Here is an 11,909-nt window from a genome sequence, read left to right as displayed (position 1 = left end):
CGCCGGGCACGGGCGTCGCGCAGCCGCGGTGCCGGCGGGCGTGATCCGCTGGCCGCGCGCCGGGTGGCGGCTCGCCCGCGTACGGTCCGCCGAGGGCCCGGCGATGACCGGCCTGCGCTGGTCGTGCTGCGCACTGCTGCTCGCGGGAATCGGCGCGGCGCGGGCCGACCAGCCCGACTACGGGCCAGGCGGCGTGCCGGTGCCTTCCATCGCCACCTCGCTGCCCGGCAATGGCGACCCCTGGGGCGCCCGCGCCTGGCTCGCCGAGCGTGGGATCACCTACAATCTCTGGTACCGCGCGGATGTGCTGTCGAACGTCTCGGGCGGGGCGCGCCGGGGCACGATCACCCAGGGCCTGCTCGAACCCAGCCTGTCGATCGACTTCGAGCGGCTGGCGGGGCTGAGCGGCCTCAGCTTCTTCGCCAACGGCTTCCTGATCCACAACACCGGGCGCATGCGCCGCGACTATGTCGGCGGCATCAACACCATCGCCGCGATCGAGGCCGATCCCACCATCCGGCTGTCCGAGCTGTGGCTGGAGCAGAAGCTGTTCGACGGCATGGTGCGGGTGCGCGCCGGGCAGCTCGCCGCCGATGTCTCGTTCTTCTTCTCGGCCACCTCGGCGCTGTTCCTGCAGAGCGACTTCGCGACCATCAGCGCGCTCAACCTGCCGAGCGGCGGGCCGGCCTATCCGCTGGCGACGCCGGGCGTGCTGGTGGGCGTCGAGCCGGTCGAGGATGTCATCCTGCAACTCGCGATCTTCAACGGCGACCCGGCCGGCCCGGGCACCGGCGACGAGCAGCGGCGCAACCGCTACGGCACCAATTTCCGCGTCAACGACCCCGCGCTGTTCTTCGCCGAGGCCGAGTTCCGCACCAACCAGGGCGAGCAGGACACCGGCCTCGCGCGCGTGGTGAAGCTGGGTGGCTGGGCGCATCTGGGCGGCTTCGACGACCAGCGCCTGGCCTATGACCGCACGCCGCTGGCCGACCCGCAGGGCTCCGGCGTGCCGCTGCGGCGGCGGGGCAATGGCGGGATCTACGCGGTGCTGGACCAGCAGCTCTATCGCCCGCCGGGCGGCGATTCCGCCAGCGGCGTGACCGCCTTCGGGCGCATCTCGGCAAGCCCGCAGGACCGCAGCGAGATCGGCTTCTACGTCGATGGCGGCGTGGTCGTCGCGGGCCTGGTGCCGGACCGGCCGGGCGATGCCTTCGGGCTGAGCATGATGTACGCCCGCTACGCGACGGGCGCGCGCGACTACGATCGCGACCGCAACCGCCTGACCGGCAGCAACCAGCCGGTCCGCGACTACGAGATGAACCTGGAACTGACCTACCGCGCCGAGATCCTGCCCGGCTTCAACATCCAGCCCATGCTCGCCCATGTCTGGCACCCGAGCGGCGTGCCGGGGCGCAACGCGCTGGTGGTGGGCGCGCGGACCTATCTGCGCTTCTGATGCGGGCGGGCAGGGCGGTGTGCCGCCCTGTCCCCGGCGCGGGGCCGCGCAACCCGGCCCCGCGTCGCAGCGGACCCGGGGCGGACCCCGGGCCGCGTAACCTTCTGCGGTCCCTTCACTCCGCCGGGACCGGCGTATCCTTCCGGGTCTTCCACAGCGAGTAGAAGATGCCCGCGAGGATCATCGCCAGCGTCACGCCGAGCGAGATGGCCGGATCCACCTTCCCCACGATCTGGTTCCAGAAGATCTTGCCGCCGATGAACACCAGCACCAGCGCCAGCGCATACTTCAGGTAGTGGAAGCGGTGCACCATCGCCGCGAGCGCGAAGTACAGCGCCCGCAGGCCCAGGATGGCCATGATGTTCGCGGTGTACACGATGAAGGTGTCGGTCGTGATGGCGAAGATCGCCGGCACGGAATCCACCGCGAAGATCAGGTCGGCGATGTTGATCACCACCAGCGCCAGGAACAGCGGCGTGGCGACGCGCACCATCGCCCCCGTCTTGGCATCGGGCTCCCGCACGAAGAACTTCTGGCCGTGCAGGTTGTCCGATACGCGCATGTGCTTGCGCATGAACTTCACGACCGGGTTCTGCGAGATGTCCTGCTCGCCCTCGGGCACGACCAGCATCTTGATGCCGGTGGCGATCAGGAAGGCACCGAAAATGTAGAGCACCCAGGAATACTGCTGCACCAGCGCCGCACCGGCCGCGATCATGATGCCGCGCAGCACGATCACGCCGATGATCCCCCAGACCAGCGCGCGGTACTGGTACTGCCGCGGGATGGCGAAATAGGTGAAGATCAGGCTGATGACGAAGACGTTGTCGATCGACAGCGCCTTCTCGATGAAGAAGCCGGTGAAATACGCGACACCGGCATGGGTGCCGTCGCTGGTGGTGAGCTCGCCGGACTCGTAGGCCCACCAGATGCCCGCGCCGTACAGGGTCGCGAAGCCGATGTAGAAGGCCGAGAGCCACAGGCTCTGGGCGATCCCCATCTCCTTGTCCTTGCGGTTCAGCACGCCGAGGTCGAAGGCGAGCAGCACCAGCACGACCGCCAGGAAGCCCTTCCACATCCACAAGGGCTTGCCGAGCCATTCCGCCGAAAAGAATTCCATCCCCCAATACCTCCTCTCTGGCGCGTATCACGGGCACAGAGAGGGGGCCGTGATCGCGCGATTTCCCACGCGATCCGACATCGCGGACGCCCCCCACGGATGGGCGGGCGGCCGCCAGAGGGGCCCGGATCAGAGGCGCCAGATGGTCGACCGGCGTATCGATGTCAAGACCCGTTGCGGACGCCGCCCCGATGGCCCATCTGGATTTGCATGGGCGCCGCCGGGACACTAGGTTGCGCCCCGTTCAGACGGAGACACCCGCGCCCCCGGGCGCGGCCATAACGGGATCGAGGCGTCGCCATGGGTTCGTTCAGCATCTGGCACTGGCTTGTCGTGCTGCTGGTCATCCTGCTGCTGTTCGGCAGCGGCAAGATCAGCGGCCTGATGGGCGACCTGGCCAAGGGCATCAAGTCGTTCAAGGCGAACATCAAGGAAGACGAGAAGGACGCCTCGATGGAGGCGCAGGCCCCGGCCACCCCGCCCGCCGGCAATATCCCTGGGCCCCAGCAGGGCACCGCCAGCGCCACCCAGGCGCAGCCGGCCCAGCCCGGCCGCCCCGCCGCCTGACGCCACACGCTTCGGCCGACCGGCTGGCCCCGTCGCGCGCTGCGTGGCGGGGCCTTGCCGTTCGGGGGGCCTGATCCGCGATGCCGTTCCAGCACGCCGCCGCCGCCATCGTCGCCGCCGGGCAGCGAATGCACGCCATGGGCTGGGTGCCGGCCACCGCGGGCAATTTCTCGTGCCGATTGCCCTCCGGGCACATCGCCATCACGCGGTCCGGCTGCCACAAGGGCTTCCTCACGACCGGGGACGTGATCCGCGTGGACGCCGCCGGCGCGCCGATCGGCGCCGGTGCCGGGCCCTCCTACGAGACCCTCCTCCATTGCGGCATCTATCGCCGCTTCCCCGAGGCCGGCGCCGTGCTGCACGGCCATTCGCCGGCGAACACGGTGCTCTCGCGCCGGGCCGGCGCCGCCATCCGCCTCGCCGGCTACGAACTGCTCAAGGCCTTCCCGGGCGGGCCGACGCACGAGACGTCGGTGGACGTGCCGGTGGTGGACAACGATCAGGACATCGCGCGCCTGCAGGCCGGGCTCGACGCGCTGTGGGACGCGACACCGGGCGCGCCGCCGGGCTACTTGATCCGCGGCCACGGGGTCTATGTCTGGGGTGCCGACATGGGCGCCGCCCTGATGCGCCTCGAGGCGCTGGAATTCATGCTGCTCTGTGAACTCGAAGACGGGAGACGCACGCCATGAGCCTGCTGACCATCCGCGACGCCGCCACCGGCGCCGAGACGCTGCGCACCTCCGACCCCGCCGCGATCGCCAAGGCCCTCGCGCCCATCGGCGTGCGCTTCGAACGCTGGCCGCTCGCCGACCTGCCCGAGGGTGCGGAGGCCGACGCCGTGCTCGCCGCCTATCGCCCGCAGCTCGACGCCTTCCTGAAGGAAAGCAAGGCCGGCACCGCCGACGTGATCCGCCTGACCGCCGACCATCCGCAGAAGGACGCGATCCGCGCCAAGTTCCTCAGCGAGCACATCCACACCGAGGACGAGGTCCGCTTCTTCCACGAGGGCGCGGGCAACTTCGTCATGCATGTGGACGGGAAGATCTACGACGCGCACTGCACCCGCGGCGACCTGATCTCGGTGCCCGCCAACACGAAGCACTGGTTCGACGCCGGTGAGGTCCCGCACGTCACGGCGCTGCGTGTCTTCACCGACACCACCGGCTGGACGCCGCACTACACGGGCTCCGACATCGCCGCGCGCGTCCCGGTCACCGTCGGTTGAGCGTGTCCGATCGCCACGGGGCGGAGACACCGACGGTGTCGAGCACCGGAGGCGTGAATCGGCCAAGTCCGCTCGGCGCGCCGCCCGCCTGCATCCTCACCGATATCGAGGGCACCACCACCGCCATCGCCTTCGTGAAGGAGACGCTGTTCCCCTTCGCGGAGGCGGCGCTCGACGGCTTCCTCGATGCGCGCGCGGATGACCGCGAGGTCTCCGCCATCCTCGCCGATGTACGTGCCGCCGTCCCGGCCGACGACCCGCGCGCCACGCTGCGCCGCTGGATGGCCGAGGACGCCAAGGTCACGCCGCTCAAGTCGCTGCAGGGGCTGATCTGGCGCGCGGGCTACGAGGATGGGCGGCTGCACGGCCACCTCTGGCCCGATGTGGCACCGTGCCTGCGCGCCTGGGCGGCGGCCGGGCTGCGCCTCGCGGTCTATTCCTCGGGCTCGGTGCCGGCGCAGCGCCTGCTCTTCGGGCATTCGGTGGCGGGCGACCTCACGGGCCTCTTTGCCGGCTTCTTCGACACCAAGGTCGGCGGGAAGCGCGAGGCCGCATCCTACGCCACCATTGCCGCTGGGCTGCACCTGCCGGCGCGCGAGATCCTGTTCCTCTCGGACGTTGCCGAGGAACTCGACGCCGCCGCCGCGGCCGGCCTGCGCACCACCCAGCTGGTCCGCGCCGAGGACGGCACGCAGCGTTGCCCGCGCCATGCCCAGGCCGCCGATTTCCCCGGTGTTGCGCGGCTGCACGGCCTGCCGGCGCCGGTGGCGCAGCCCGCGCGGCTCCGGTAGAACCACCCGACCCCTTTCACGCCGCAAGCCCCGGAGGACCGCCATGCTGACGACCTGGACGGTCGAGGAAGGGCGCTGCCGCGTGCGCGAGGGCGCGGTCTCCGACGTCACCGCGGTCCTGCCCGAAGAGGCGCGCGTCGCCGCCGCCGCCGTCTGCGACCCCGACCACCTGCGCCGCGCCGTCTGGATCGACCTGCTGAACCCGAGCCCGGCCGAGGAGAAGGCGGTGCAGGCGGCGCTGCGCGTCGAGATCCCGACGCGCGAGGAGATGCAGGAGATCGAGAGCTCCTCGCGCCTGTACCGGGAGGAGGACGCGCTCTTCCTCACCGCCAACTTCCTCTATGGCGTGGACCACGGGGAATACGGATCGACCGCCATCTCCTTCGTGCTCACCAACACCACGCTGGTCACGGTGCGCTATGCCACGCCCAAGGCCTTCACCGTCTTCAGCGCGCGCGCGCAGCGCCAGCCGGCCACGCTGCTCGCCACGCCGGACGCGGTCATGCTGCACCTGTTCGAACAGATCGTGGACCGGCTCGCCGACATCCTGGAACGCGTCGGCGCCGACATGGACCGCGCCTCCCAGCGCACCTTCCGCGCCGCGCGCCCGGACGCCAAGGCGACCCACCGTGGCGACCAGCTGAAGGACACGCTGATCACGCTCGGCCAGGTCGGGGAAGTCACCACCCGCACCTCCGAGACGCTGCTCGGCCTCAACCGCATCCTCGCCTTCGTCGGCGCCGAGAAGGCCAATGCCGTGCGCAAGGAGAACCAGCCGCTGATCAAGACGCTGGTGCGCGACGTGCGATCGCTGGTCGAGCACGCCTCCTTCCTCAACGGCAAGGCACAGTTCCTGCTCGATGCGGTGCTCGGCGTCATCAACGTGGAGCAGAACAACATCATCAAGACCTTCACCGTGGCGTCGGTCGCGCTGATGCCGCCCACGCTGATCGCCTCGATCTACGGCATGAACTACGAGAACATGCCGGAGCTGAAATGGGAGTACGGCTACCCGATGGCCGTGGTGCTGATGATCGTCAGCGCCATCCTCCCCGTCCTGTATTTCCGCCGCAAAGGCTGGCTGTAGGAACCGACACGACATGGCCGAACCGACCTTCGTCCCCGCATCGCTCACGAATTGCCGCTGGGGCGCCTTCGACGCCTCCTTCCCGCCGGTCGCCACCATCGACCCGGGCGAGGTGGTGATTCTGGAATGCCTCTCCGGCGGGCCGGAGGTTATGCCGCCGCAGGAGAAGATGATGGCGGTGCACCCCGTGCTGCGGGAGGTGCACCAGAAGCTGCCGCGCCTGGGTGCCCACGTCATCACCGGCCCTGTCGCGGTGCGCGGTGCCGAGCCCGGCGACGCGCTGCGCATCGACATCGAGAAGATCGAGCTCGGCGCCGACTGGGGCTTCTGCGGCTTCCGCCCCCTGTTTGGCACGCTGCCGGAGGACTTCCCCTATCGCCGCACGCTGCATATCCCGGTGGACCGCGCGGCCATGACCTGCCGCCTGCCCTTCGGGCCCAAGGAAGGGGGCATGGACCTGCCTCTGGCGCCCTTCTTCGGCGTGATGGGCGTGGCGCCCCCGGCGGACTGGGGCATGATCAACACCAAGGAGCCCCGCGCCATCGGCGGCAACCTCGACAACAAGGAACTGACTGAGGGCACCACCCTGTTCCTGCCGGTGTTCAACGAGGGCGCGCTGTTCTCCGCCGGCGACGGCCACGGCGTGCAGGGCGATGGCGAGGTCTGCATCAACGCGCTGGAAATCTGCCTGACCGGGCATTTCCGCCTGTCGCTGGTGAAGGGCGGTGGCGCGAAGGACCCGGTGCTGCGCTTCCCCCGCGCCGAGACGCGCACCCACTACATCACCATGGGGCTGAACGAGGACCTAGACCTCGCGATGAAGCAGGCGCTGCGGGAGATGATCGCCTTCATCTGCTCGCGCACCAACCTCAGCGATGCCGATGCCTACCAGTTCTGCTCGCTGGCGGTGGATTTCCGCGTCACCCAGACGGTGAACGGGGAGAAGGGGGTGCACGGGATGCTGAAAAAGGGGCTGTTGTTCTGACGCAGCCGCGGGCGGCTGGGAAAGCCGCGCGCCGCGACCATGTAGCGCATCATGACCGGACAGCAGACGCAGCACGACGGCGACAAGGCCCCCGGCCCGGCGGAGCGCGGCGCCGCGCTTGCGCCGCCGAAGGCCGAAGCGGAACGGGAATCCCTGGCGGGCCGGGGCTTCCGGGCGGTCGAGCAGCTGTTGCTGATCGTCGTCACCGTCATGACGCTGGCCGCCGCCGGCTTCGAGATCCGCCGCGTCTACCTGGCGGGGGAGGTCAACCTCGCCGACATCCTGCTGATGTTCCTCTACACCGAGGTCATCGGCATGATCGCGGTTTTCTACACCGGACGCGGCTCGCCCTTCATCTACCCGATCTTCATCGCCATCACCGCCCTCGCGCGGCTGATCGTGCTGCAGGGCAAGGACATGGCGCCGGAGAACATCGTCTTCGAGGCGGGGGCGATCCTGCTGTTGGCCATCTCCTCGGTCATCATCCTACGGGCGAGCAAGAGCTGAACGGGGCGAGGGCACAGCTGCGGCGCCGCCGGATCCCACGCCGAGAGGGACCGAAGGGCCCATGGATCACCGGGCCTGGCCGCAGGTGACCACGCTCGACGCCGCCCTCGCGCAGGGGTTCAGGCAGGTCGCGGCGGACAGCGCCCGCCACCTCTGGTCCTGCCCCGACGCCGAGTTCCTCGCCGCCGCGCGCCCCGACCCCGACTGGCCGCGCCAGTATTTCGGCGCTGCCTATGCCGCGCTGGCCGAACGCTTCGCGGGCGACCCGGCCGCCCGCACGCGGCGCGACATCGCCACCATCCGCGCCGTGATTGCCGAGCACCTGGCGCCGCGGCCGCGCATCCTCGACATCCCCTGCGGCACCGGCCGCCACGCCAACGCCCTGGCCGCCGAAGGCTTCGACGTGATCGGCCTCGACCTCCAGCCGGGCTACCTGCGCACCGCCCGCGCCGAGGGGTCCGCGACCTACGCCGCCGCCGACATGCGCGCCCTGCCCGTCGCGACCGGCAGCATCGACCTGGTGCTGAACATGTGGAATTCGCTGGGCTACTTCCTCGACGCCGCGGAGGAAGCTGCCACGCTGGCCGAGTTCCGCCGCGTCCTGCGCCCGGGCGGAAAGGTGCTGGTGCAGCAGGACCTCGACGCGCCGGCGGCCCTCGGGGGCCACTGGCTGCAGCACATGAAGGCGCCGCTGGGCGATGGCGCCTGGCTGCTGGTCCGCCAGGTGCCGGATGCGGCGCTGGGGGGCCTTGCCTGCCTGTCCTGGGTGATGCTGCCGGGTCAGGATCCCTTCCAGGGCCCGGCCTTCTTCCTGCGGCTGCGCGACGATGCGGCATGGGCGGCCGAGGCCGCGGCGGCGGGCTTCGCGAAGGTCTCGATCGCGCGGACGCCACCCGGGGTGGCGCCGCATGAGACGGTGGTGCTGCTCGGGGCGTGAGCGCGCCGCGTGGTGCCCGTCGCGCGCTGCCGTCCGGTGGCGGTGCACAGGCGCGGCCGAGGCCGGCGAGATTTCCCTTGATGCCTCGGGCGCCACCAGCCTATAGGAAGAAAATCAAGTCTTCGCCGTGCGCTTGTCCCGCCGCTGCACGATGCGCAGCGCCTCCACCAGCACGTCGCGGGTGATGCCCTGCTTCGCGAAGATCGCCTCCGCCTCCGCCAGGCTGCCCGAGAGCGCCGGGCGCAGCATCAGCGTGCCCTTCTCGACCCAGGCTTCCAGCATGCGCGGGTTGCGCAGCGCCGCCAGGACATCGCGGCGCAGCGTCACCTGCCCCTGCGGGGAAACCTTCAGGATCGCACGTTCCGTCATGGTGGCCCTCCATCAGTCGGGCCATCACTAAAGGACTAAAATCCTAAAACTGTCAAGCGCTGCGGTGGCGGGCAGGTCCGGGAGGGCCGTGGCCCTCCCGGAGCATGGTTCACCCTCCGCGCGGCGTGGCGAGCGTTACCGCTCGACGCACATCGCCACGCCCATCCCGCCGCCGATGCACAGCGTCGCCAGGCCCTTCTTCGCCCCGCGCTTCTGCATCTCGAACAGCAGGGTGGTCAGCACCCGCGCGCCCGAGGCGCCGATCGGGTGCCCCAGCGCGATCGCGCCCCCATTCACGTTCACCTTCGAGGTATCCCAGCCGAGGTCCTTGTTCACCGCGATGGCCTGCGCCGCGAAGGCCTCGTTCGCCTCGATCAGGTCGAGGTCCTCGTGCCGCCACCCCGCCTTGGCCAAAGCCTTGCGCGAGGCCGGGATCGGCCCCGTCCCCATGATCGACGGATCGACGCCCGCCGTCGCCCAGGAGACGATGCGCGCCATCGGCGTGAGGCCGCGCCGCGCGGCCTCCGCGCCGCTCATCACCACCAGCGCGGCCGCGCCGTCGTTGATGCCCGACGCATTGCCCGCGGTGACCGTGCCATCCTTGGCGAAGGCGGCGCGCAGCTTGGCCAGGATCTCACGGGTGGTCTCGGGCTTGGGGTATTCGTCGTTGCTGACCACCACGTCGCCCTTGCGGCCCTTCACGGTCACCGCGGCGATCTCGTCGGCGAAGCGGCCGGCGGCCATCGCCTCGCCGGCCTTGCGCTGGCTTTGGAAGGCGAATTCGTCCTGCTCGTCGCGAGTGATCTGGAACTTCTGCGCCACGTTCTCCGCGGTGTTGCCCATGTGGTAGCCGTGGAAGGCGTCCATCAGCCCGTCGCGCAGCATGGTGTCGACCAGCGCGAGGTCGCCCATCTTCTGCCCGGCGCGCAGCTGCTGGGCGTGCGGCGCCTGGGTCATGCTCTCCTGCCCGCCGGCGACGACGATCTTCGCATCGCCCGTGGCGATCTGCTGGGCCGCCAGGGCCACCGCGCGCAGGCCGGATCCGCAAAGCTGGTTGATGCCGAACGCCGTGTGCTCGACCGGGATGCCGGCGTTCACGCTGGCCTGGCGCGCCGGGTTCTGCCCTGCCCCGGCCGAGAGGATCTGGCCGAGGATCACCTCGTCCACTTCCGCCCCCGCCACCCCGGCGCGCTCCAGCGCGGCCTTGATGGCGATGGTGCCGAGGGCGTGCGCGGGCATCGAGGCGAAGGCGCCGTTGAAGGCGCCGACCGGCGTGCGGGCGGCCGAGGCGATGACGATGTCGGTCATGACTGGTTGAACTCCCTTGGGGCTTTGCGGCGCACCATGCGCCCGCGGGTGCGGCGTTTACAAGCCGCGCAGCCATGCGCTCAGCGGCTGCCAGAGAGCGGCTTCCGCACCCGCGCCGGCGACCATGCCGATATGCCCGCCGGCGGCGATGTGTGTGTTCGCGACAGGCAGCCGCGCCGCCGCCGCGGCCGCCGAGGCCGGCGGTACGATGCGGTCGCGCTCGGGAATCGCCACGAAGGCCGGCCCGGTCCAGGCGGCCGGGTCCACCACCTGCCCGGCGATGCGCCAGCCGAGCCGCCCCGGCTCGTTGCGGCCATACCAGCCCGCCAGGCATTGCCGCGCGACCGGGGCGGGCAGGGGAATGCCGTCGTTCAGCCAGTCCTCCAGCGCCACGAACAGCCTGGCGCGCTCGCTGCCGGGGTCGAGCCGCGCGAAGGCGCGGAACTTTTGCGCCACGCCAAAGGGGTCGAGCATGGCGAACAGCGACTGGATGGCATCGACCGGCAGCGCGCCGGTGGGTTCCATCAGCGCATCCAGCCCCGGGACCAGCGCGGCGGCGGTGCGTGCGCGCCGCGGCCCGTCCGGACCGGCGTGGAAATCCCACGGCGTGGCCAAAAGGGCCAAAGCACGGACCCGGTCCGGCCGCCGCAGCGCGGCAGCGACCGCGAGCAGCCCGCCCATGCAGTAGCCCGCCAGCACCACCGGTCCGGGCGCGGCCGCCAGCGCGCGCTCGAGCCGCCCGGCCACGTAGTCGGTCAGCGTGAAGTTGCGCTCGGCCTCGCCCGGCCAGCCCCAGTCCAGCAGCAGCGTGCGGAAGCCCTGCCCGGGCAGCCAGCGCATCAGGGATCGCTCAGGCACCAAGTCCAGCACATAGGCACGGTTCACCAGGGAGGGGACGAACAGCACCGCCGGCCCCTCGCCGCCGTAATCGAGCAGGCGGGACCCGCCTTCGGCCCAGATGGCGGGCGGGTCGGGAGCCTCGCGGGTGAAGGGGTGGCGGCGATAGCCGGCCATGCCGGCGATCAGCGCGCGGTCGGCCCGCAGCAGCCGCGCCACCACGGCGCGGGCCAGCGCGTCAGGCGCGTGGCCGGCGGCGGCCAGGTCGGCGAGGATTCGCGCCCGCTCCGCCTGGCCCGCCCTCGAGATCGGCCAGGCGGCGTTCCAGTTCGGCCAGGCGCTCGGCCATGGCGGCGCGTTCGGCGCCGGCAGCAGGCCCAGACTGGTGGTCGCCGCCAGCGCCCGCATTCCGGCCAGGCCCAGGTGGAGGGGCAGGGGGCGGGGGCCCCGGCGTCGCAGCGGGCCGGTCATGCGCGGGCGCAGCGTTGCGCGGCGCCATGGCGGTGGCCGCGCGCATCCAGGCCGCACCCAGGGCGGCCCAGGCGGCCCATTGCTCGGCCAGTTCCGGATCGGCCGCCAGCCCGGCGATCTCGCTTTGCCACAGCGCGATCCAGTCCTCCGCGAGGCGATCTAAATCCTCAGGGCCTTCCATCGGGGTTCCTCGCGGGGCGGACCATAGCGCCGGGAGGGGCCGGACGGAACGGGCGGCATGGATGA

At 71.0% G+C, this 11,909-nt stretch carries 13 protein-coding genes; 9 read left to right on the top strand and 4 right to left on the bottom strand.

Translation table 11 applies throughout. The features are described from left to right. On the top strand, positions 1-1,456 hold a 1,456-nt coding region (locus tag HW578_RS05790), incomplete at its 5' end, for a carbohydrate porin (protein ID WP_232478707.1). A 115-nt stretch (positions 1,457-1,571) separates the two neighbouring features. On the opposite strand, the gene HW578_RS05785 is transcribed toward HW578_RS05790, so the two are convergent. Beyond that, positions 1,572-2,576 (bottom strand): TerC family protein, encoded by a 1,005-nt coding sequence (locus HW578_RS05785; protein WP_198369596.1) that lies wholly within the window; start codon positions 2,574-2,576, stop codon positions 1,572-1,574. Positions 2,577-2,876: 300 nt separating this feature from the next. On the opposite strand from HW578_RS05785, the gene HW578_RS05780 reads away from it, so the two are divergent. From HW578_RS05780 to HW578_RS05745, 8 genes are all read left to right on the top strand, one after another. Continuing rightward, positions 2,877-3,143, top strand: a complete 267-nt coding sequence (locus HW578_RS05780; RefSeq protein WP_198369595.1) for a twin-arginine translocase TatA/TatE family subunit — start codon at positions 2,877-2,879, stop codon at positions 3,141-3,143. Positions 3,144-3,223: 80 nt separating this feature from the next. Then, positions 3,224-3,835 carry a methylthioribulose 1-phosphate dehydratase gene (locus HW578_RS05775; RefSeq protein WP_198369594.1) on the top strand — a complete coding sequence of 204 codons (612 nt, stop codon included), beginning with the start codon at positions 3,224-3,226 and terminating at the stop codon, positions 3,833-3,835. After that, a complete protein-coding gene (locus HW578_RS05770) occupies positions 3,832-4,371 on the top strand; it encodes a 1,2-dihydroxy-3-keto-5-methylthiopentene dioxygenase (protein ID WP_198369593.1) in 540 nt (179 codons plus the stop codon). Before HW578_RS05775 ends, HW578_RS05770 begins: the two co-directional genes overlap by 4 nt. A 35-nt stretch (positions 4,372-4,406) precedes the next feature. Then, a complete protein-coding gene (mtnC, locus tag HW578_RS05765; RefSeq protein ID WP_369407829.1) occupies positions 4,407-5,162 on the top strand; it encodes an acireductone synthase in 756 nt (251 codons plus the stop codon). A gap of 43 nt (positions 5,163-5,205) precedes the next feature. Next, positions 5,206-6,249 (top strand): magnesium/cobalt transporter CorA, encoded by a 1,044-nt coding sequence (gene corA / locus HW578_RS05760; RefSeq protein ID WP_198369592.1) that lies wholly within the window; start codon positions 5,206-5,208, stop codon positions 6,247-6,249. Between the two features lie 13 nt (positions 6,250-6,262). Continuing rightward, a complete protein-coding gene (locus tag HW578_RS05755) occupies positions 6,263-7,234 on the top strand; it encodes an acetamidase/formamidase family protein (RefSeq protein ID WP_198369591.1) in 972 nt (323 codons plus the stop codon). A 51-nt stretch (positions 7,235-7,285) separates the two neighbouring features. Then, complete coding sequence (locus tag HW578_RS05750) at positions 7,286-7,741, top strand: phosphate-starvation-inducible protein PsiE (RefSeq protein WP_198369590.1); 456 nt, start codon at positions 7,286-7,288, stop codon at positions 7,739-7,741. Positions 7,742-7,802: 61 nt separating this feature from the next. Next, positions 7,803-8,678, top strand: a complete 876-nt coding sequence (locus HW578_RS05745) for a class I SAM-dependent methyltransferase (RefSeq protein WP_198369589.1) — start codon at positions 7,803-7,805, stop codon at positions 8,676-8,678. A gap of 114 nt (positions 8,679-8,792) precedes the next feature. Here HW578_RS05745 and HW578_RS05740 read toward each other — a convergent pair whose 3' ends face one another. The 3 genes from HW578_RS05740 to HW578_RS05730 form a co-directional block, all read right to left on the bottom strand. After that, entirely contained in the window at positions 8,793-9,047 is a 255-nt protein-coding gene (locus HW578_RS05740; RefSeq protein WP_198369588.1) for a hypothetical protein, read from the bottom strand. Between the two features lie 135 nt (positions 9,048-9,182). Further along, the gene (locus HW578_RS05735; protein WP_198369587.1) at positions 9,183-10,355 is read right to left on the bottom strand and encodes an acetyl-CoA C-acetyltransferase; all 1,173 of its coding nucleotides are present in this window, start codon (positions 10,353-10,355) and stop codon (positions 9,183-9,185) included. A 57-nt stretch (positions 10,356-10,412) separates the two neighbouring features. Beyond that, positions 10,413-11,600, bottom strand: coding sequence for an alpha/beta fold hydrolase (locus HW578_RS05730; RefSeq protein ID WP_232478705.1), 1,188 nt, complete (start codon positions 11,598-11,600; stop codon positions 10,413-10,415). Positions 11,601-11,909: the final 309 nt, after the last annotated feature.

The organism is Roseomonas rosulenta (assembly GCF_016106005.1).
Classification (GTDB): domain Bacteria; phylum Pseudomonadota; class Alphaproteobacteria; order Acetobacterales; family Acetobacteraceae; genus Neoroseomonas; species Neoroseomonas rosulenta.
The sequence above is the reverse complement of the archived record's forward strand: the minus strand, read 5'-3'. Positions and strand labels throughout refer to the sequence as shown.

Bases quoted from the DNA above. Each gene is read 5' to 3' on its own strand.
- HW578_RS05785 (WP_198369596.1), bottom strand. From the start codon at position 2,576: ATGGAATTCTTTTCGGCGGAATGGCTCGGCAAGCCCTTGTGGATGTGG.
- HW578_RS05780 (WP_198369595.1), top strand. From the start codon at position 2,877: ATGGGTTCGTTCAGCATCTGGCACTGGCTTGTCGTGCTGCTGGTCATC.
- HW578_RS05775 (WP_198369594.1), top strand. From the start codon at position 3,224: ATGCCGTTCCAGCACGCCGCCGCCGCCATCGTCGCCGCCGGGCAGCGA.
- HW578_RS05770 (WP_198369593.1), top strand. From the start codon at position 3,832: ATGAGCCTGCTGACCATCCGCGACGCCGCCACCGGCGCCGAGACGCTG.
- corA (WP_198369592.1), top strand. From the start codon at position 5,206: ATGCTGACGACCTGGACGGTCGAGGAAGGGCGCTGCCGCGTGCGCGAG.
- HW578_RS05755 (WP_198369591.1), top strand. From the start codon at position 6,263: ATGGCCGAACCGACCTTCGTCCCCGCATCGCTCACGAATTGCCGCTGG.
- HW578_RS05750 (WP_198369590.1), top strand. From the start codon at position 7,286: ATGACCGGACAGCAGACGCAGCACGACGGCGACAAGGCCCCCGGCCCG.
- HW578_RS05745 (WP_198369589.1), top strand. From the start codon at position 7,803: ATGGATCACCGGGCCTGGCCGCAGGTGACCACGCTCGACGCCGCCCTC.
- HW578_RS05740 (WP_198369588.1), bottom strand. From the start codon at position 9,047: ATGACGGAACGTGCGATCCTGAAGGTTTCCCCGCAGGGGCAGGTGACG.
- HW578_RS05735 (WP_198369587.1), bottom strand. From the start codon at position 10,355: ATGACCGACATCGTCATCGCCTCGGCCGCCCGCACGCCGGTCGGCGCC.
- HW578_RS05730 (WP_232478705.1), bottom strand. From the start codon at position 11,600: ATGCGGGCGCTGGCGGCGACCACCAGTCTGGGCCTGCTGCCGGCGCCG.